This window comes from Streptomyces sp. NBC_00322, assembly GCF_036147535.1.
In the GTDB taxonomy this organism is placed as follows: domain Bacteria; phylum Actinomycetota; class Actinomycetes; order Streptomycetales; family Streptomycetaceae; genus Streptomyces.
Map to the genome: position 1 here is coordinate 7,768,560 of NZ_CP108019.1, position 20,425 is coordinate 7,788,984.

The window sequence follows — 20,425 nt, forward strand, 5'->3', positions numbered from 1 at the left end:
GAGCAAGATCTTCTCGGCGGTGAAGAAAAAGGGGCCGGGCGTTGTGGTCGTGATCGCCCTCATCAGCGGTGGAGCTTGGTGGTTGCACGATCATCTTGACCAGCAGGCCCGGCTTGACGCGACACGCTCGGCCTGCAGGCAGGCGCAACAAGCGTGGTCTGACCACGCAACAGCATCTGCCGGCTCCAGCGACAGCGCATCCATCCAATTGCGGAGAAGGTACGCTCAACAACTGAGTGAGGCCGCGCGTTCTGTGCGAGACCCAAAGATCGCGAGGGAACTTCAGAACAACGCGGATGACGAGAACGCATTCGCGGACGCCGATGAACGAGGCGACAGCGAGGCCATGTCAGCCGCAAGGTCCACGGGTATGAACGCCTGGGCGGCGTGGTGGAAGGACTGCACAGTCGTCCATAACTCACGGTGAAGCCGACTTTGAACGCCCGGCGCCGCGTTGTGCGTCCGGGTGCGCCAGCCATGGATCTGCGGCTGCAAAGGAGTCGATCACGTTGCCCCAGTGTCTCTGCGCGATGGACGGCCAGCATGGTTCTTCACGTGCAGCGAGGTGCGGGTCAGGTTGGCTGGCTGAGTGTCAGCAGTGGGCTGTCATGATGCAATGTCAGGCCCCAGTCAGCACTGAGCCGTCACCGCACGGCTTCGGGCAATGGCTGCTCGGTCCAGATGCACTTGCCGTCGGAGGTGTAACGAGTGCCCCAACGATGGCTGAGTGCGGCCACCAGTTGGAGTCCGCGGCCGCCTTCGTCGGTGTCGAGGGCACGGCGGATCCGGGGCGTGGTGAGACTGCCGTCCGAGACCTCGCAGATGAGCGTCCGGCTCCGAAGCAGGCGCAGCCGGACGGGGCCTTTCGCGTGCCGCACCACATTGCCCACCAGCTCGCTGGCGATCAGCTCGGTGGTCATGACGAGATCGTCGAGCTGCCATTCGGCCAGCTGATGCCGGACATGGTCGCGGGCCAGGCTCGCCGCGACGGGGTCCTCGGGCAGGGGCCAGGTGGCCATGTCCTCTGCCGCGAGAGTGTGGGTGCGGGCAACGAGCAGAGCGGCATCGTCGTTGGTCTCCTCCTGGGCGGGCAGGAGAGCCGAGACGAGTGAATCGCAGAGCCGGTCGAGATGCCCGGCTTCGGAGTGGCGGTGGGGCGCTCCGCACTCGGGACTCGGTGAGGCCTCCCGGACCTCGGCCGGTCCCTTGTCCCGCGCGCCGTCGAGGCCGACGGTGAGTGCCTTGGCCAACTGCTCGATGCCGCTGTCGATGTCGCGCCGGGCGGATTCCACGAAACCGTCGGTGTAGAGCACCAGGAGACTTCCCTCTGGCAGCTTCAGCTCCGTGGTTTCGAAGGGCGGAGTGGCCGCGCCGAGCGGAGGGTTGGCGGCGACATCGGGAAAGTGCACCGTGCCGTCGGGGTGGACGACAGCCGGTGGAGGGTGTCCGGCACCGGCGAACGTGCAGAGGCCGGAGGCGGGATCGTAGAGGGCGTACAGGCACGTGGCGTAGAAATCGTCGCCCAGCTCGCTGACCAGGTCGTTGAGGTGGGAGAACAACTCGTCGGGAGGCAGTTCGAGACCGGCCAGGGTGTGTACGGCGGTGCGCAGTCGGCCCATGGTGGCGGCCTCGGGGAGGCCGTGGCCCATCACGTCGCCGATGACCAGCGCGACGCGGTCGGCGGAGAGCGGAATGACGTCGTACCAGTCGCCGCCGAGGGTGCCCTCGCTGGCCGGCAGATAGCGGGCGGCGGCGGCGACGGCCGGCAGGGACGGCAGCGCCCGGGGGAGCAGGCCGCGTTGCAACGCCTGTGCCCGGCCGTGCTCGGCGTCGTACTGCCGGGCCCGTTCCAGAGCTTGGGCGACCAGTCCGCTGAGCGCGACCAGCAGGGTGCGCTCCTCCCCGGTGAGACGGCGGGGCCGGTCGAAGGAGACCACGCAGCCGCCGACCGCGCGGCCGGAGACCATCAGCGGCAGGAATGCCCAGGCTTGCTTCCCGCTCATGCTCGGGAGGCCGCTCATCCCCGGGTAGTCGGCCTCCATCTCCTCCAGCGAGGCGATGAACCTCGGGATACCGTCCTGCAGCGCGAGTTCGCTGAGGGAGCCTGCGGGGATGCCGCCCCTGGCCAGCTGGTCGAGGAATGCGCGCGGGTATCCGACCGACCCGACGGGCTGTACCCGGCCACCTTCACGGGCCTGCACGATCAGCCCGGTCGCGCCGAACAGGGGCAGCACCCGCTCGGCGGCCGCGGCCACCACGTCCTCCGCGGTGAGTGCCTCGGCGAGCGCCGTTGTCAGCTCCCCTATGCGTGCGGCTCGTTCGGCGGCCGCGTGTTCCGCCGCCAGACGTTCCTCCTCCAACTGGCGTCTCTCGGTGACATCGGTCAGATAGACCGTCAGTCCGTCGGGCACCGGGATCAGCCGCAGGTGATACCAGCGGCCGTCGGCGGGCAACCGCAGATCCAGCCCCGTCGGCCTGCGGTCGGCGACGGCTTGGCGGCACCCCGATTCGAGGCCGGGCGCACTGACTTCCGGGATGTCCCACAGCGTCCGGCCGACGAGTTCCCGCGAAGGGCCGAGGAGTCGCTCGGCCAGTCCGTTGACGTAGAGGACCCTCCAGTCGGCGTCGACGGCGAGGAATCCGTCGCTCATGTGCCGCAGGGCGCGACCGACCGAGTCCAGGGCGGCCAGGCTCTCGGTGGTCTCCCAGAGCCGCCCCACCATGTGGGCGGGTGCGCCGTCCTCGCCGACGACGATCCGGCCGCGGACCGCAACCCAGCCGACGGTGCCATCCGGTCGGCGCACCCGGTGTTTGGTGTTGTACTCGGCGCCTTCCCGCAGGGCATGCTCGGCCTGCGCCAGCACAACGGGCAGGTCATCGGGGTGGATCAGGCTCCGCCAGGTCTCGATCCGCCCGTCGAAGACGTCCGGGCCGATGCCGAGGACCAGTGGCATCTCTTTGTCCCAGGTCAGGTCGCCGGTGCGGATGTCCCAGTTCCAGGCCCCGACCCTGACCGCGTCGAGCGCCTGCTGAAGGAGGTGGGCATCGTCCGGCTGCGTGGCGGACGACGGGCCGGGCTCTTGTGTCGCCATGGAGAGCACCAAAGAGTGATCTGAGACCAAAACGGTCAGCGTCAAGTCTATATATGCGCACAGGACGGCGGCTGTGAGCCGTGGTGGGCCCCCGGCGGGCCAGGTGCGCGATCCGCCCGGAGCGGCGCCGTCCGGTCCCTGCCGCACCCCTCGGAGCTGCGCGCTCCTATGCTGGTGAGGGGTGGTCCGGCTCGCGGAGAGCGAGAAGGGAGCCGCCGTGGCTGAGCAGATCACCGGCAGAGATCAGGCCGTCGATCAGGCGATCGAGCGGGCGATGGATGCCGTGGCGCGGGAGGCCTGGGCCGACGCGTACGCCGCCCTGCGGGAACTCGGCCACGACCGCATGAGCCCGGACGACTTCGCCGCACTTGCCGACGCCGCCTGGTGGACCAGCCGCGTCGAGGAATCGATCGCCGCGCGGACCAAGGCTTACTCCGGGTATGTGGCCGCCGGTGCCGCCCGCCGGGCCGGATTCAGCGCCTGGATGTGCTTCTACGAGTTTCAGCTCGCAGGACGTACGGCCGCGGCCGCCGGCTGGCTGCGCCGGGCGCGGCAGCACCTCAGCGGCGAGCCCGAATGCGTCGAGCAGTGCTATCTCGCCTGGGTGGAGGCAGAAGAGGCGCAGCGGCGTGGCGCGTTCGACGAGGCCATGAGCTGTGCCCGCCGCATGGCCGGTATCGCCCGGCGCTGCGGCAGCCCGGATCTCCTCGCCATGAGCACCCAGGCGCAGGCGAGCGTGCTGCTGGCCAAGGGGCGGATCGCAGGCGGGCTCGCACTGCTCGACGACGCCATGTGCTCGGCCATGGCGGGCGAGCTCAGCTCCTTCTCCACCGGGTGGATCTACTGCCTCGGCCTCCAGCAGTGCATGGCCTCCGCCGACCTGGAACGCGCAGCCGAGTGGACCGACGCGGCCATGGCCTGGTGTGCGTCGATGCCCGAGGGGCGTACGCGTGCACACACGGCCTCGCATGACCCCCGCACGGTGCGGCGTATGGGCTGTTCTGCCCATGCCCGGGACAGCCGACATGGGCGGTTCCGGCGATGAGACGTGCCCGGCCCCGTGCCTACAACCGAGCTGTACCCATCCCCTGAGATCCCCGACGACGTGGAAAGCGGGTGGCGGTCATGACCACCGACACACCAGCCCTCGACGGCAAGCTTCTGGAGCGGCTGCAGGGGGCCGTACGCGGCGAGATCATCCAGCCTGCCGACCCCGACTACGACGAGGCCCGCAAGGTCTACAACGCGATGCACGACAAGCGCCCGGCGATCATCGTCCGGGCCGTCGACGTGGGCGACATCGTCGCCACCGTGGACTTCGCCCGGGAGCAGAACCTGCTGCTGGCGGTGCGAGGCGGCAGCCACAGCGTCCCCGGCTACGGCACCTGCGACGGCGGAGTTGTACTCGACCTCGGCCGCATGCGCGGGATCCGGGTCGACCCGCAGGCGGGTACGGCCCGGGCCGAGGGCGGCTGCACCTGGGCCGATGTCAACCACGCCACGCATGCCTTCGGTCTGGCCACCACGGGCGGGGTCGTGTCCAGTACCGGTATCGGCGGGCTGACCACCGGAGGCGGCATGGGCTATCTGGCCCGGCGCTGTGGGCTGGCTTGCGACAACGTGATCTCGGCCGACCTGATCACGGCCGACGGGTCCTTCCGCACCTGTACCCGGGAACAGAACGCCGACCTGCTGTGGGCGCTACGCGGCGGAGGCGGGAACTTCGGGGTCGTCGCGTCCTTCGAGTACCGGCTGCACCCCGTGGCCGACATTCTCGGCGGTCCGACCTTCTATCCCCTCGACGGCGACGTCATGCGGCGATACCGCGAGCTGATCGCCGGTTCCGACGAGAAGCTCGGTGCTCTGCTCGTCGTCGCGCTCGGCCCGCCCGTGCCGTTCCTGCCGGAGCGCTGGCACGGGCGGCCGCTCTGCGGAGTGGTCACCTGCTGGACCGGCGCCGAGGACGAGGACGACCAGATCCGTGCCCGTCTCGCCGACCTCGGTCCGGTAGTGGGGCGGTACGTCGAACGCATGCCGTATCCGGTGATCAACACGCTGTTCGACGAACTGCTCCCCGCGGGTCTGTTCCACTACTGGAAGGGCACATTCAGCCACGGTCTGCCGGACGGAGCCATCGACGCGTACGTCGAGTACGGCGCCACGACGCCCACCATCCAGAGCGCTACGGTGATCTTCCCCATCGACGGCGCCTGCCACCGGGTGGGCCCCGAGGAGACCGCGTTCACCTACCGGGACGCCGACTTCGCGACGGCACTCAGCCCGACCCTCATGACCCGCCCCGACTGCCAGGCCAACGTCCCCTGGGCGCGGGCCTTCGCCGCGGCGCTCGCGCCTCACTCCCTGGAGGGCGGCTACGTGAACTTCATGGACAGCGACGACCAGGACCGGGTCCGGGCCAACTACCGTCAGAACTACGACCGCCTGACGGCGATCAAGCGGCGCTACGACCCCGGCAATCTGTTCCGCCTGAACCACAACATCGTGCCGTGAGCCGCCGGTTCACAGTGAGCAGGAGTCCACGCCTGCGTCGTCGTCCGGCCGGGGTTCGACGGCCGAGAGAGTACGTTGCGCGGACAGGAGGGTGATCATGGCATCCCCGAGCCCCGCGGCCACATCCGCGTGGGTGGTCGAGCACCCCGGACCGATCACGTCCGCCCCGCTCCGGCTTGTCGAGCGCGAGACGCCCGCGCCCGGCGCGGGCGAGCTGTTGCTGCGCGTACGCACCTGCGGGGTCTGCCGGACCGACCTGCACCTGGCGGAGGGCGACCTGCCACCCCATAAGCAACGGTGTACGCCGGGTCACGAGGTCGTGGGCGAGGTCATCGCCACCGGGCCGGATGCCGAGGATTTCCGCGTCGGCGACCGGGCGGGCGCGGCATGGCTTGCGGAGACCTGCGGGCAGTGCCGCTTCTGCCGAAGCGGACGGGAGAATCTGTGCCCCGACTCCCGCTACACCGGCTGGGACATCCACGGCGGCTACGCCGGCCACCTGCTCGTGGACGCGCGCTTCGCCTACCGCCTGCCGGAAGGGTGGAGCGACGAGGACACCGCGCCCCTGCTGTGCGCGGGCATCATCGGCTACCGGGCGCTGCAGCGGGCCGACCTGCCTCCCGGTGGCCGGCTCGGCATCTACGGATTCGGCGCCTCCGCGCACCTGACCGCCCAACTGGCCATCGCCCGGGGCGCCGAGGTCCATGTCGTCACCCGCTCGCAGGGTGCGCAGCGGCTGGCGCTGGAGCTGGGAGCGACATCGGCCGGAGCGGACGCGCCCACGAAACCCCTGAATGCGGCGATCCTGTTCGCCCCTGCCGGGCGCCTGGTGCCGGTCGCGCTCGCGGCGCTGGACCGCGGCGGCACCCTCGCGATCGCCGGGATTCATCTGAGTACGATCCCGCCGCTCGACTACGACCGGCACCTTTTCCAGGAACGGACCGTGCGCAGCGTCACCGCCAACACCCGTGAGGACGGCCGCTCCTTCCTGGCCGAGGCGGCGCGTCTGCGGCCCACTGTGCGGGTCACCCGCTACCCGATGCGACGGGCCGACCGGGCCCTGGCGGACCTGGCGGCCGGACGGATCACGGGCGTGGCCGTACTCGTGACGGACTGATCCACTGCGGCCGCCTCCGCCTCTGACCAGGCGCGGTGGTACGGGTCGCGGTCGCCGGCTGGTGTTCGCTGCCCGGTGCTCGAAAGAGGTGCCGGAGCCTGCGACCGTGGAGGTTGACCCACGTCAGTTGGTGAGGATTGCGGTGCGCCGGGACCAGGTCGGGAACGTGAGCTGCGTGAGCATGAAGTGGGCGACGTCCGCCCGGCTGATCTTGGGCATGCCCTTGAAGTCGAAATGGTCACCCACGCGGTAGGTGCCGGTGAAAGGCCGGTTCGTCAGCGTCACCGGATAGACGAGGGTCACGTCGAGGTCGGCGGCGAGGAGCTTGCGGTCCGCCTTCCCCTTGTCGGGGTAGATCTTCCTCAGCATCGTGCGGTAGAAGAACCGTTGCGGCAGCGAAGCCTGGGCGTAGGTCTCGTTGACGCCGAAGGCCGAGAGGAAGATCAGGCGGTCGACTCCCGCATCGTGCATGGCGGGGACAAGCGCGTCCACGGTGCGGCTGACGATGTCGGACGTGAGGCTCCTCCCCGTCCCCATCGTGCTCAGCACGGCGTCCTGGCCCACGGCGGCACTCGCGAGCTCCTGCTCGTCGGCGACATCACCGACGAGCACGGTCAGCCGGCCGTCCACCCGGGGCAGCTTTTCCGGACTGCGGACAAGCGCGGTGACGTGATGGCCCTGGTCAAGGGCCTGACCGACCAGCTGGAGGCCGGTGGGGCCGGTCGCGCCGAGAAGCAGCAGTCTCATGCCCTCCAGCCTGGGCCAGCCGGGGGCAGGGCGCTACCGCGCTCCGCGACGCGCCGAACCGGCTTCCGGTCAGGAAGCCGGTTCGGCATGAGGTGTCAGTAGCGCTCGACCACCGGCGCCCCGCCGTACTTCGAGCCGGAAAGGCCCAGCGTCGCCGCGTACGCCCTCTTGTGGTCGCCGTTCTCGTCGTGCGCCTCAAGCGCGTCCGTCACCGCTTCACGCAGCGCCTCGTCGTCCTTGTTCATGCCGATGCCGTAGGGCTCCTCGGTGAACGGGTTGCCGACGACCTTCAGCTTGTCCGGGCGCTGGGCGGCGTAGCCCATGAGGATGGCGTCGTCCGTGGTGACGGCGTCGACCTTCTTGTCGAGCAGTTTCTGGACGCACTCGAAGTACTTGGACGTCTCGACCGTCTTCGTGTTGTAGTCGGGCTTCTTGATCTCCCGGAGGGCGGTCGATCCCTTGACCGAGCAGACCGTCTTGCCCTCCAGGGAGTACGGGCCCCCGATCGTGCCGTCGTTCTTGCGGACCAGGAGGTCGGCGCCGGCCGTGTAGTACGGGCCGGCGAAGCCCACCTTCTTCTTGCGTTCGTCGTTGATCGTGTACGTGCCGACGTACAGGTCGACCTGGCCGCTGGAGATGGCGGCCTCACGGTTCTTCGTGTCGACCGTCTTGAACTCGATCTTGTCGGGCGAGAACCCGAGATCCGCCGCGACCATCTTGGCGATCTCGATGTCGAAGCCGGACCGCCTGCCGTCCTTCTCCTCGAAGCCGAGGAACGGCTGATCGTTCTTCGCGCCGATGATGAGCTTGCCGGCCCGCTGCGCCTTCTTCAGCGTCGGGGAGTCGATCTTGACGTCCTTGGCGACCGTGTACGTGGGCAGCCTCGGGTGGTTCCCGTTCGAGCTGCTGGTGGGCTCGTCACCGGAGGCATTACCGGACTCGCCGCTGCAGGCGGTGGCGGTGAGGGCGACCGACAGCACAGTGATCGCCGCGACGGCGGCGGACTTGCACGACTTCATGGTGGAACATCCTCAAAAATCAACAGACTGAGCAGAGTGCGCGAGGAGGCTGAATGACGGGACGGCGCCCTCAGGCCATCGAAATGTCCGTCATCGGTGCATTGCTCCGGCCTTCTCGATGGGAAGACAGCTGGGAGGACGATAAGCCTGAGTGCTCGCATCGTCATCACATCTGAGCGGAACTTGAGCATTACGGTCCGGCCACGGAAGACCTGTCGCGCCCTCAGACCTGTCGCGAGCCAGGATCAGCGAGCCACGTACACGATCCAGATCTGTCCCTGGGCGAATGCCATGGGCGTGCCGTCCGGTGTCGTGAACGTCGTCCCGGACTCGGCGGTCGGGCGCTTCCACTCGGCCTTGTGCGCCTTGCTGTCACGCAGGACGAGCGCCGTGCCGGAGCCCACCGTCTCGGTGTACGGAGAGATGTTTCCCGACCGGTCGTGGAACTTCGACTGGCGCACGGTCACGTACTGCACGACGACGGTGGCGGCCCCCAGCTGCTGCCCCGCCTGTGTGCGGGAAGGGGTGCCGTCCATGGCCACCAGCCACTGAGCCCTCTGTGGCGACCATGTGAAGGCGAAGCGTGCGGCCGGATAGCGGACGCTGTACTTGGCAGTCGGATTCCCTCCCGCGGGCTCGGGACCGAAGGTGAAGCCGGCGGACTTGGCCGCGTTCACGCCGGAGGTGTCGCGCAGAACGCGCTCGGGTCGTAGATAGAGGTTGTGCGGCGCGGCGCGGTCCTGGCTGCGGAAGTACGCGTCCCCCGGTGCCTTTCCCGGCGGAACCGCGTTCACCGGGGCTGCCTTGATGACCGGCAGGAGCTTGCTCTGCGCTCCGGAGAAGGCGAGGGTCGGCCGGTCGAACTGCCTCAGCAGTTCCAGATCGGATTCACGGGCACTGCGCACAGGGCCGACGACGGGCGGAAGTTGGGAGGAGTAGACGGCGAGGATCCGGCTCAGGCCCGCCTCGACCCGCTCGACGTAGACGATGTCAGCCTTCTCGAGCCCCGTAGGGGGCCGGGCGGGAACGACGTTGTCGATCTTCACCGCGAGTACGTGCGCGCCCGGGACGGACGCGCTCGCGGACGGCGTACGGTCATGGTCCGGCGGGGTGCTGCCGTCGCCGCCCTGGCACCCGGAGGCGGCGAGGGCGAGCGTCACGAACACCATCGCGACGGCTGCGGCCGATCTCTTCTTCGTCTTCGCGAGCATGGCGGACGCCCCTTCGAGTCACCCGCCGGAGCCCGTGGCGAACCGTCGGCAGCGGCGTCAAGATGCACCTACTCTCTGTAGTCCGAGAATACGGCGTACCGGGGACGAACGTTCTGTCGTCCCGGAGCACGGGGAGAGCGGCACTGTGTCCCTGCCCCGCGCCACCCGCCATGGCCTAACGTCGCGATCATGACGACGTACAACAGTTTCGCCGTACACATTCCCGACGCCGGCCTCGAGCCGGACCCCCTCGACCCCGCACAGATCGTCCGGGGCACCCCCGAGGTGTCGGGCAAGGTGCTCTGGGAGTCGGAGGACGGCAAGAACATCCGGGGAATCTGGCAGATCACCCCCGGCGTGGTGACCGACACCGAGGCGAACGAGCTCTTCGTCGTCGTCAGCGGCCGGGCAACCATCGCGGTCGAGGGCGGCCCCACTTTCGACGTCGGCCCGGGCGACGCATGCGTCCTGCGCGAGGGCGACCGGACGACCTGGACCGTCCACGAGACACTGCGGAAGGCGTACCAGATCACAACGGCCTGACCGCGTAGCTTGGCAACAGGCACAACGCTGCGTACGCCCTGGGGCGCTCGGTATGCGGCCGACCGGCGGCGGACGGAGTATGAAGCCGATGAGCGGAGCAACAGTGACCAAGGGAAATGCCACGCAGGCCAGGAGCGACGCCCTCATCGCGCTGAGCAACGTCAACAAGCACTTCGGCGCGCTGCACGTGCTCCAGAACATCGACCTGACGATCGCCCGCGGCGAGGTCGTGGTCGTCATCGGGCCGTCCGGCGGCGGGAAGTCGACTCTGTGCCGCGCCATCAACCGCCTGGAGACCATCGACTCCGGCGAGATCGCCGTCGACGGCAAGCCGCTGCCCGCCGAGGGCAAGGAGCTCGCCCGGCTCCGCGCCGACGTCGGAATGGTCTTCCAGTCCTTCAACCTCTTCGCGCACAAGACGGTGCTGGAGAACGTGATGCTGGGCCAGCTCAAGGTCCGCAAGAAGGACAAGAAGGCCGCCGAGGACAAGGCGCGCTCGCTGCTCGACCGGGTGGGGGTCGCCAACCAGGCCGACAAGTACCCCGCGCAGCTCTCCGGCGGCCAGCAGCAGCGCGTCGCGATCGCGCGTGCACTGGCCATGGATCCGAAGGTCATGCTCTTCGACGAGCCGACGTCTGCCCTGGACCCCGAGATGATCAACGAGGTGCTGGAGGTCATGCAGCAACTCGCCCGTGACGGCATGACGATGGTCGTCGTCACTCACGAGATGGGCTTCGCCCGCTCGGCCGCCAACCGTGTCGTCTTCATGGCGGACGGCAGGATCGTCGAGGAGACGACGCCGGAGGAGTTCTTCACCAATCCGAGCAGCGACCGTGCGAAGGACTTCCTTTCGAAGATCCTTCACCACTGAGCCCGGCCGGCCCGCACGCCGGGCGGCGCGGGCTCGGACGAGACTGTCGCGGGCCCGCGATGGTCCTGCCGAGGTGCGACTACGCGCCTTCCCGGTTGCCACCGACCCGGCGCACGACATGCAGCAGATATTCCTTGCGGCTGAGGGGATCGTGGTCCGTCCGCGGCCGGCTCGGGATCGCGCCCCGGACCGGCTGGTAGCGTTCGAAGGCGTATTCAAGTACGCCCTCGCCGCGTGTGAGTCCCGGCAGTTGCTGCTCCAGTGCATACATTCGATCCGCCGGAATCTCACCCTCCAATACGCAGGCGGAACCCCGCACGACCGGTGTCTGCGGAACGGCACCCAGCCGAGCCAGCACGGGCAGAACCGGCCCGAGCGCGTCTGCCGGAAGCTCGAACCGGAAGCGGTGCATCGGTTCGTAGACCGTGGTCCCTGCCTGTCGCAGTGCGCTCATCAGGACCAGCGGCGTCAGATTGCGGAAGTCCCCGGCCGTGCTCGACATGCTCTTGTCGAAGGTGCCGTGTGCATGGCTCTGCCGCGCCCAGTAACCGGAGTGCGTCATGATGACGGCGCAGTCGGTGACCTGCCATCCGTAAATCCCTTGCCGCAGCGTCTCCTTCACGGTTTCTTCGACCGCCTTGATGAAGGAGTACGGCATCGACCCGAGCTCGACTTCCAGCCGGAATTCCACACCGCTGTCGATCGGAGCGGGCTCGACACGCAGCCCGACCGTGGCGAGAAACGGATTGGGCTCCTTGTCGATGATCTCGGCACAAGCCCCTGTGCCGATGGGTCGCTCCAAGCAGATTGTCGTCGTCTCGCGGAAGGTGACGTCGATGCCGAAGTCGTTCGCCAGCGTCGCCTGGATGACTTCCTTCTGCACCTCTCCGTAGAGCGAGACGGATACTTCCTGGCGGATATCGTCCTGCCGCAGATTGATCAGGGGATCCTGTTCGGCGAGCTGAGCCAGCGCGAGATGCAGCGCCCCCTTGTCGCAGGCGCGGCAGGGAACCACGACCGTTTCCAGTGTCGGCGGAGCGAAATACCGCTGCCCGGGTGCCTGCTCGGGTGCGGGCGTCAGCGCGTCGCCGATCCCATCGCCGATCCGAATATCCCCGAGCCCCCAGAGTTTCGCGATCCGCCCGGCGGTGACCGAGGTGTGCCGGACGGCCGCACCACGGTCGAAGACGCTGATCGCGGTGACCTTCTCCTCGTCTTCGCCGCGGATGCGCAGCCGGTCTCGGGTGCGGACGGTTCCCGAGAGCATGGAGACGTACGCGATCTTCTCGCCGGACGGGCCGCGCTCGATCTTGAACACGGTGCCCGAGACCGGGCCCTCGCTGTAGCCCTCGCTCGCGGGCAGCAGCTCCCGGACACCGGCGACCAGCGCGTCCACGCCCGCGCCGGTGATGGCCGAGCCGAAATACACGGGATGCACGAGCGCCTTCCGCGTCTGCGCCGCGAGCTCGCCGCGGAGTTGGGCGTACGAGAGGGTGGTCTCGTCGTCCACATAGGCGGCGAGCAGCGCGTCGTCGTGGCCCGACAGCAGATCGACCAGCGCGGAGACAAAACCCGCGTCGGCTGCGGTGTACGGCGTGGGCGAGGCGCTACGGGTGCCCAGGCCGGCGGCCGAACCCATCGGGACGATGTCCCGGCTCAGCTTCTCGGCGATGCCGCGCAGTGCGTGCTCGTACTGTGCTCCACGGCGGTCGATCTTGTTCACGAAGATGAGGGTCGGGATCCGCAGCCGCTGCAGCGTCCGCATCAGCACACGCGTCTGCGCCTGCACGCCCTCCACGGCGGAGACGACCAGCACGGCACCGTCGAGCACGCTCAGCACCCGCTCCACCTCGGCGATGAAGTCCGGGTGACCGGGTGTGTCGATCAGATTGACCGTGATGTCGTCGACGACGAAGGACACGACCGCGGACTTGATCGTGATTCCGCGCTGTCGTTCGAGCGCCAGTGAATCGGTCTGCGTACTTCCGTCGTCGACGCTGCCGATCTCGTCGATGACTCCGGCGGCGTGCAGCAGCCGCTCGGTCAGGCTTGTCTTACCGGCGTCTACATGCGCCAGAATTCCCAGGTTCAACGCATCCACTGAGCGTCAGGTCCTCTAGATAGGTGTCAATTGCCTTCTGGATGGACGTGAACGCTCCGCGCATAATCATCTCCTTGGTCGATCAGCTGTCATCGCGAGTCCAGCAGACGACCGCCCCGCTGGGCAACCGATTTACCGGGCGGCGCGCCCCGCGTTTGCGCAGTCCCCGGCCCGGCATGAGGCTGGATGTATCAGCCCCGCGGCGCCCGATTGTGCCTGCGGCCCGTGAAGTGCCCGGGCGCCAAGACTCCGCCGACGGGGGACACTGCGGCGGCGAGGCGTTGGAGGCTGCGGCCGGAACGGCCGGGAGGCCGGGTGGGCTGCGGTCCGCACCCCGCGTGGGAGACGGCGATGGACGGCACAACCCTGGAAGCGATGCGGTCCGCCCTGCGCGGTCCGGTGATCGACTCGACGGACCCGGACTACAACCAGGCCCGCAAGATCTACAACGCGATGATCGACCGGCGCCCGGCCGCCCTTCTGCGCTGCTCGGACGCGGCAGACGTCATGAACGCGGTCGACTTCATCCGCGACCACGGTCTCGAACTCGCCGTCAAGGGCGGCGGACACAGCGGAGCGGGCCTCAGCCTCGTGGACGACGCGGTCACGGTAGACCTGTCTCCCATGCGCTGGGTGCGCGTCGATCCCGCCACCCAGACCGCCTCGGTCGGCGGTGGCTCACAGCTCGGCGACCTCGACCACGCCGCTCACGGCTTCGGTCTCGCCACCCCCGCGGGCATCATGTCGACGACGGGCGTCGGCGGCCTCACCCTCGGCGGCGGTCACGGCTACCTCACCCGCAAGTACGGCCTGTCGGTGGACAATCTGCTCTCCGCCGACGTCGTGCTCGCGGACGGCAGCTTCGTCACCGCGAACAAGACCGAGCACCCGGACCTGTTCTGGGCGCTGCGCGGCGGTGGCGGGAACTTCGGCATCGTCACCTCCTTCACCTTCGGGCTGCACCCGGTGCATACCGTGGGTGTGGGGATCACCGTCTGGCCGGTGGACCAGACACGCGAAGTGCTGCGCTGGTACCGCGAGTTCCTGCCGCAGGCAGCCGATGACCTCTACGGCTTCTTCGCGCTGCTGACCGTGCCTCCCGGTCCGCCGTTCCCGGAAGAGCTCCACGGACACAAGATGTGTGGCGTGGTGTGGTGCTGGACGGGGGACCTGGCCCAGGTGGACGAAGCCCTCACCGCCGTGAACGAGCCCGGCCGGCCGGCCTTCCACTTCACGACGCCGATGCCCTACCCCGCGCTCCAGAGCCTGTTCGACGAGCTGATTCCCACCGGACTTCAGTGGTACTGGCGCGGAGACTTCTTCGACCGGATCACGGACGAAGCGATGGACGTCCACCTCAAGTACGGCGAAAACCTCCCCACCGACCTGTCGACCATGCACCTCTACCCGGTCGACGGCGCCGCGGGCCGGGTCGCCGCCGGCGACACCGCGTGGGCGTACCGGGACGCCGTCTGGTCCGGCGTGATCGGCGGCATCGACCCCGAGCCCGACAACGCAGAGGCGATCAGGCAGTGGGCCGTGGACTACTGGGAAGAGCTGCACCCGTACTCCATGGGCGGCTCGTACGTGAACTTCATCGGCGCGGGCGAGGGCCAGGAGCGGGTCAGGGCCACCTACCGCGACCACTACGACAGGCTCGCGGAGATCAAGCGGACCTACGACCCGCACAATCTCTTCCGCGCGAACCAGAACATCGAGCCGGCCAAGCAGGGCTGACGGCGCGGGCTACGTCCCGACCGGCTGGGCGCGCCGGGGGGTGGCCGTCGTCGCGGACGCGATGGCGAGGATCCAGGCGGCCACCAGAAGCAGTACCCCCGTCGGCGGCCACTCCAGCCGGATCAGCCACGCACCCAGAACGCCGCCCGCGAACAGCGCCAGCACGCCGACGCTCCTGCGGACGGAGGCACGGCTGCCGTAGCCCAGGGACGTGTCGTGACCGAGGGGCGACCCGCTGACCAGCGCGGTGATCGTCCGCGTCACCAGCGTGGTGGGCAGGTCCGGTACGCGCGCACGCATCGCTGTCACATTGCGCATGCCCATCGCGATCGCCACCACGGCCGCAGTCGCGATATGCCGCGCGGACGGTGAACCGGCCGTCCGCTCAAGACCCCAGGCGATGAAGGCGGCGCCCGCGACGAGCGCCGATTCCGCGAAGAGTGCGAGGACGAACCAGCGGTAGCCGCGGGCCTCGGCCATGGACTCCATCCGTGCGCCGATGAGCGCTCCGACGGCGAATGCGCCGAGCGACACGGACGTTGCCACGGCGGACACCGGGCCCTCGCCCACGAGCGCGAAACCGAGGAAGAGCGTGTTGCCCGTCTGCATCGCGGTGAAGACGGGACCGAGAGCGAGAAGGCTGACGGCTTCGACCATGCCCGTGGTCAGCGTCAGCGCCGCCATCAGGGACGTCAGACCGTGCCCGGGCTTCGTCTGCAAGCGCGCTCCTCGGCTGCGGCCGCGGCTGGGGTGTCGGGCCAGTGTCCGCATCCGCGTGCCACCGACCGCACCATTGGGCCAACCGTGGGCCGAACCCGGTCGGAGCGACCGGACAGGACCTGGGCCCTAGACGTGCGACCGTCTGCGCGGTACCGCGCTGCCCGCCTGAAGGGCCTCGGTGATCAGCCGGACGCCGCGGGCCAGGCGGTTCAGCTGCTCCAGCTCGATCGCGTACATCCTGATCGTGCTCTCGATGATCGTCTCGGCCACTCCGAGGGCCGGCAGTTCGGCCCTGCAGGTCTGCAACGCGGTCCGCACTGCCCGCATCTCGTGCTGCACCTGGAAGTGTGCGTGGCGCGCGAGCAGGATCGGGTTGCGGGTGAGCGGCGAGTAGCCGGAGTAGCGGGCCGGCAGGAGGTCTCGCAGCCAGCGGGCGGCAGTTCGTTCCCAGTCATGGCTGCCGGGAGCCTTGACCTGGCACGGCCAGTCCGCGTTGATCGGCGAGTAGGTCGTCTGGGACATCGTCGTCCTTTTGGGATCTCGTGCGGATGTCGTACGCGTGGGCTCTGGTCGAGGGGATTTCCGGCGGCCCCGGCCCAGGGGTTGACCGGGGCCGCCGATGGACGGGCGTCCGAGGGGAAACGGAGCGCCCTGTTGGATCACCCCGGGCCGACGAGAGGAGGCGTCGTCCCACGGTGTCCGGCTCTGTGGCCCGTGAGGGCCGTGGTTCCGGCATGCGGCTCCGGGAAACCCGGGGCCACCGGAGCAGTAAATATATATACCGTCGAGTAAGCAAGGGTATGAAAAATTTCATGCATGAATAAAGGTGAAAACGCCTGGTCTGCGAGCTTCCTCGACGGCGGCGCGGACGCGGGCGCGACGCGGCGCGGACGGCGGCTGGTGCCCCGGGGCCAGTCCCGGGTCCAGCCCCAGGATTCAGTCCTCGAGGAAGAAGTTGTGCTGATCGGCGACCTGCTCGTAGCCCTCGAGCCGGACCTGCGTGCGCTGGGGGTCGGCGTCCGCCATGGCCTGGAGGAGGGCCGCGGACAGAACGCCCGGAGCCGCGTACGAGTCGAAGACGAGACGTGAGCCGGTGCCCGCGATCAGCGCCACATCGGCCTCGTCCACCAGCGGCCCGAAGGCGAGGTCGGTGATCAGCACGACGCGCAGCCCGATGCGCCGGGCCGTGCGCATCGTCGCCAGCGTCTCGTTGGCGTGCCGCGGCATGGCGAAGGCCAGCACCCAGGTCCCGCCCGCCTCGTGCGACTGCAGCAGCGCGTCATAGGCGACGCTGCCGCCGCGGGTCACCGTGCGTACATCGGGATGGATCCGTCTCGCGGCGTAGGCGAAGTACTCCGCCAGGGACACCGAGATCCGCAGGCCCAGAATCGTCAGCGGAACGGACCGTGCCAGCTCCCGGCCGACGTCCAGGACCTGATTGGTGTCCGCGAGCAGGCGGCGAAGGCTCTCCAGGTTCTCGATCTCGGCGTCGACGGCGGCCTGCAGTTCGTTGCGGCGGATTTCCTCCCGGGTGTCCGGCGAACCGGCGACCGCGCTGAGGGCGATGGGCTGAAGTGCCTCCCGCAGCGCGGGGTACCCGCTGAAACCCAGCGAGGCCGCGAAGCGGGTGACCGACGGCTGGCTCACCCCCACGCGTTCCGCGAGCTCGGTGATCGACAGGAAAGCGGCCTCGGTGAGGTGGTCCACCAGGTACTGGGCGATGCGGCGCTGCGCGGGCGACAGCCGGTGGCCGCCGAACAGGGCGAGAACCCTGTCCGTGGGGGCGGCTTCCGTCTCGGGAGACTGCCCTCCCGGCGTGATCGCAGACGCCTGTGCGCGTGCCTGCTGATCTGATGGCACCGGTGTCACTCCTTCTCGTCCCACTTCCGCTCAACATAGCTCACTCACCGTGGTCGCAAGGGGCCGAGAACGAGATCGGGCAGCCGCCGGCGGCTGCCCGATCTCGGATCAGCGTGCGTCCACCGTCGTTGTCGGAGTGTTCCAGCCGGAGATCCTCAGACGGGGTGCGGAACCGTGCAGGTCGCTCGTTCGGTAGCCGGCGGTGAGCGTCACCGACTCGCCGGGCCAGAGACTGACCTGGTTGTCGGACCACTGGACGGGCAGTACGGGAGCGCCCGCGCCGTCCACCAGATGGACATCGGTGAGCAGCGCCGGGGTCCTGCCCGTGCCCGTGTTGCGCACCGTGACCGTGGTCGTGGAGGTCCCGTCGCCGCCCGCCGTGGTGCTGGCGGTCGCGGACACGGTTGCCTTCGCCATGGAGCCCAGGCCCTTGAGGTCGGCGTAGGCCGTGGTGGGTGTGTAGTACCAGTCGGTGTTGTCCCAGTCGAGGACGTCGGCCTTGGTGGAGAGCCAATAGACGTTACGGCCAACCTCCTTGCCCGTGCCGTCGGTGAGCACCAGCCTGGCCAGATAGGTCGTGGACAGCCCGTCGACCGACGAGGGCAGCGTCAGCGCGGTCGTCTTCGCGCCGTCGCCGCCGACACTCAGGCCGGACGCGGTCCTGTCGTACTTCTCGGTTCCGTCGGTGTTGAACAGCGTCACGCGCGCGGTGAGACCCGAGGCGGAGGTGTGCCGGTTGTTCACGAGGACCACCGAGCGGTTGTCGTAGGAGTACTGGACGTGCAGCGGCTCATTGGCCTTCCTGGCCCCGAAGTAGGCGCCGCCCTGGTCCAGATAGCGGTCCAGCAGCTGCCAGTGCAATGAGGTCCAGCCGCTGTTGAACATCCAGTACACGACCCCGGTGGAGGGCTTGGTGGAGTCGGTGGCGTTGCGTCCGTACGACTCGAACTGCGCGCGCACGTTCTCGTACTGGGCGAGCTGGGCCTTGCGCACATAGTCGGCGAGGCTCGTGGGTGGGCCATAACGTCCGGCGAGAGCGTTGTTGTAGAGCTTGAGGGTGCTGAAGGTGCTCGACGGCGAGCGGTGGTACTGCTTCGCGGACGGGTTGCGCCACAGAGTCTCCAGTTCGGCCGGTGGCATCATGCGGCGCAGCGTGTCGAGCGTGGGGATGTCGGGACCCGCGCTGGTCTCGGAGTTGAAGCCGGTGGCTCCGCCCTCGCGCTTGGCGTACCAGTAGTTGGGCGGAACCCAGTCGTAGGGGCCGGTCATCTTCATGCCCGAACTGCCCGAGACCGGCGAGGACTTGTCCGATGCCGCCGCGATCACCGGAGTGGACCAGTCGGCCGCTTCGAGAGCGTCGAGGTAGTTCTTCTCGGTCTTCGCGTCGGGGGCGAAGTCGCTGCCGATCAGGAACGAGATGACGCTCGGGTGGTCGCGCAGCCGTGAGGCCTCGGCGGCCATGGAGGCCTTGGCGACCGGATAGTCGGCGTCGGTCCACTTGTCCCCGGGCTCGCTGCCGTTGTTGTTGCCCTCCCACTTGTCGCAGCATTCCCATCCGGGCAGAGCCAGAACGCCGTAACGGTCGGCGAGGTCGAAGAACTCGTCCGGCTCGATATGGCCCTCGAGGCGGATGGTGTTGAGCCCCAGATCGAGCGCGTACTTCAGCCGGTCCTCGACGTATGTACGGTCCCAGCGCAAGAACTCGTCGGGGGACCAGCCGCCGCCTTTGATGAGCAACGCGCGGCCGTTGACGCTGTACTGGCGCGCGCCGTCGCTGTTCAGCGGTGCCTTCACATCGCGGATGCCGAAGGTCTCGTGTGCGGTGTCGGAGACGGTGCCGGAGAGCGCGACGCTCATGTCGAGCCCGTACAGAGGCTGCTGCCCCATCGTGGCGGGCCACCATACGCGCGGTGCCTGCAGGCGGAGTTGAGGATGGGCGGCCGGGGTGAAGGTCACCGTCTTCGTCTCGTGCGCCGCGAGGCCGACGTCCTGGCTGAAGGTGGTGGAGCCGATGGTGCCGGACACGGTCGCGGTGACCGGATTCGCCGAGTCGTTGCGGGCCTGCGCCTTGACGGTCAGTTCGGCGGAGGAGAGCGAGGGCACCGCGAGCTTGGTCACCACATGCGCATCGCGCAGCGCCACCGGACCGCCGCGGCGGACCAGCACATCGCGCACGATGCCCATGTTCTCGTCCGGCGGGGGCTGGAGCCAGTCGATCCAGCCCATGGTGAGGTTCTTCCGGGGGTCGTTGGGCTGGATGCGGAAGGCGACGGTGTTCGTGCCCTCCTTCACCAGGGCGGTGATGTCCAGTTCATGGTGTGTGTACGCACCGGTCACCGCGCTCCTTGCCGCGACCTGGCTGCCGTTGACATACACGTCGGCAGCGGAGATCACTCCGCTGAAGTCGAGATAGGTGCGCTCGGAGGTGTCGGAGACGGTGAAGTCCGAGCGGTACCACCACGGGACGTCGAAGTCCGCTGCCGGGATCTTCTTCAGATTGGTGGAGTAGAACGGATCGGCGTACGTGCCGTGCGCGAGCAGTGCGGCGAGGACCGTGGACCGCGGCCCGGCCGGATACCAGCCGGCGGCCGGATAGCCGGGGCTGGAGACTTCGGCCGCCGAGTCGGAGACCTTGGCCGTCGACTGGATGGCATAGCCGGACAGTGCGGTCCTGCTGCCCGGGGCGGCGGCGACCCTGGTCACCGCGGGGCCGGGTGCGGTGGGCTCGGCGGGCGTCGCGGACGTCGTACTCGTATGGAGCGCGAGGAGCAGGCCGAGGACGGCGGCCGCAGCGGTCAGGCGCCGGGACAGTGCGGGGCGGTGGGCCACGGTGATCTCCCAGAGGGCTGTTCGGGGCGTCCGCGCTTCGGCGCGGTCAAGTTAGGAACCTTTACTA

Annotated in this window: 15 protein-coding genes; 6 read left to right on the forward strand and 9 right to left on the reverse strand. The window is 68.8% G+C overall.

Annotation, left to right across the window (positions count from 1 at the left end):
* Positions 1–644 precede the first annotated feature (644 nt).
* The gene (locus tag OG905_RS35520) at positions 645–3,092 is read right to left on the reverse strand and encodes a SpoIIE family protein phosphatase (protein ID WP_328680873.1); all 2,448 of its coding nucleotides are present in this window, start codon (positions 3,090–3,092) and stop codon (positions 645–647) included.
* A gap of 217 nt (positions 3,093–3,309) precedes the next feature.
* On the opposite strand from OG905_RS35520, the gene OG905_RS35525 reads away from it, so the two are divergent.
* The 3 genes from OG905_RS35525 to OG905_RS35535 all read left to right on the forward strand — a co-directional run bounded on the left by OG905_RS35525 (position 3,310) and on the right by OG905_RS35535 (position 6,720).
* A complete protein-coding gene (locus tag OG905_RS35525; RefSeq protein ID WP_328680875.1) occupies positions 3,310–4,137 on the forward strand; it encodes a hypothetical protein in 828 nt (275 codons plus the stop codon).
* An 80-nt stretch (positions 4,138–4,217) separates the two neighbouring features.
* Positions 4,218–5,603 (forward strand): FAD-binding oxidoreductase, encoded by a 1,386-nt coding sequence (locus tag OG905_RS35530; RefSeq protein ID WP_328680877.1) that lies wholly within the window; start codon positions 4,218–4,220, stop codon positions 5,601–5,603.
* 94 nt (positions 5,604–5,697) lie between these two features.
* Positions 5,698–6,720 (forward strand): zinc-dependent alcohol dehydrogenase family protein, encoded by a 1,023-nt coding sequence (locus OG905_RS35535; protein ID WP_443044107.1) that lies wholly within the window; start codon positions 5,698–5,700, stop codon positions 6,718–6,720.
* Between the two features lie 123 nt (positions 6,721–6,843).
* Here OG905_RS35535 and OG905_RS35540 read toward each other — a convergent pair whose 3' ends face one another.
* The 3 genes from OG905_RS35540 to OG905_RS35550 all read right to left on the reverse strand — a co-directional run bounded on the left by OG905_RS35540 (position 6,844) and on the right by OG905_RS35550 (position 9,697).
* Positions 6,844–7,467: an NAD(P)-dependent oxidoreductase gene (locus tag OG905_RS35540; RefSeq protein ID WP_328680881.1), complete on the reverse strand. Its 624-nt coding sequence runs from the start codon at positions 7,465–7,467 to the stop codon at positions 6,844–6,846.
* A 95-nt stretch (positions 7,468–7,562) separates the two neighbouring features.
* Positions 7,563–8,486 carry a glutamate ABC transporter substrate-binding protein gene (locus OG905_RS35545; RefSeq protein WP_328680883.1) on the reverse strand — a complete coding sequence of 308 codons (924 nt, stop codon included), beginning with the start codon at positions 8,484–8,486 and terminating at the stop codon, positions 7,563–7,565.
* A 245-nt stretch (positions 8,487–8,731) separates the two neighbouring features.
* Positions 8,732–9,697 carry a DUF3048 domain-containing protein gene (locus tag OG905_RS35550; RefSeq protein ID WP_328680884.1) on the reverse strand — a complete coding sequence of 322 codons (966 nt, stop codon included), beginning with the start codon at positions 9,695–9,697 and terminating at the stop codon, positions 8,732–8,734.
* 189 nt (positions 9,698–9,886) lie between these two features.
* On the opposite strand from OG905_RS35550, the gene OG905_RS35555 reads away from it, so the two are divergent.
* Both OG905_RS35555 and OG905_RS35560 read left to right on the forward strand, forming a co-directional pair.
* The gene (locus OG905_RS35555; RefSeq protein WP_324991101.1) at positions 9,887–10,240 is read left to right on the forward strand and encodes a cupin domain-containing protein; all 354 of its coding nucleotides are present in this window, start codon (positions 9,887–9,889) and stop codon (positions 10,238–10,240) included.
* Positions 10,241–10,328: 88 nt separating this feature from the next.
* Positions 10,329–11,111, forward strand: a complete 783-nt coding sequence (locus OG905_RS35560) for an amino acid ABC transporter ATP-binding protein (RefSeq protein WP_328680891.1) — start codon at positions 10,329–10,331, stop codon at positions 11,109–11,111.
* A 79-nt stretch (positions 11,112–11,190) separates the two neighbouring features.
* Here OG905_RS35560 and OG905_RS35565 read toward each other — a convergent pair whose 3' ends face one another.
* A complete protein-coding gene (locus tag OG905_RS35565; protein WP_328680892.1) occupies positions 11,191–13,212 on the reverse strand; it encodes a translation factor GTPase family protein in 2,022 nt (673 codons plus the stop codon).
* Between the two features lie 351 nt (positions 13,213–13,563).
* Here OG905_RS35565 and OG905_RS35570 point away from each other — a divergent pair, with 351 nt between their 5' ends.
* Positions 13,564–14,949: an FAD-binding oxidoreductase gene (locus OG905_RS35570; RefSeq protein WP_328680894.1), complete on the forward strand. Its 1,386-nt coding sequence runs from the start codon at positions 13,564–13,566 to the stop codon at positions 14,947–14,949.
* A 9-nt stretch (positions 14,950–14,958) separates the two neighbouring features.
* Here the strand turns inward: OG905_RS35570 and OG905_RS35575 are convergent, their stop codons facing one another.
* The 4 genes from OG905_RS35575 to OG905_RS35590 all read right to left on the reverse strand — a co-directional run bounded on the left by OG905_RS35575 (position 14,959) and on the right by OG905_RS35590 (position 20,358).
* Positions 14,959–15,669 (reverse strand): YoaK family protein, encoded by a 711-nt coding sequence (locus OG905_RS35575; RefSeq protein ID WP_328680895.1) that lies wholly within the window; start codon positions 15,667–15,669, stop codon positions 14,959–14,961.
* Between the two features lie 126 nt (positions 15,670–15,795).
* Complete coding sequence (locus OG905_RS35580) at positions 15,796–16,191, reverse strand: hypothetical protein (RefSeq protein WP_328680897.1); 396 nt, start codon at positions 16,189–16,191, stop codon at positions 15,796–15,798.
* A gap of 414 nt (positions 16,192–16,605) precedes the next feature.
* Complete coding sequence (locus OG905_RS35585; RefSeq protein WP_328680898.1) at positions 16,606–17,529, reverse strand: MurR/RpiR family transcriptional regulator; 924 nt, start codon at positions 17,527–17,529, stop codon at positions 16,606–16,608.
* A 108-nt stretch (positions 17,530–17,637) separates the two neighbouring features.
* Positions 17,638–20,358: a glycoside hydrolase family 2 protein gene (locus OG905_RS35590; RefSeq protein ID WP_328680900.1), complete on the reverse strand. Its 2,721-nt coding sequence runs from the start codon at positions 20,356–20,358 to the stop codon at positions 17,638–17,640.
* Positions 20,359–20,425 lie beyond the last annotated feature (67 nt).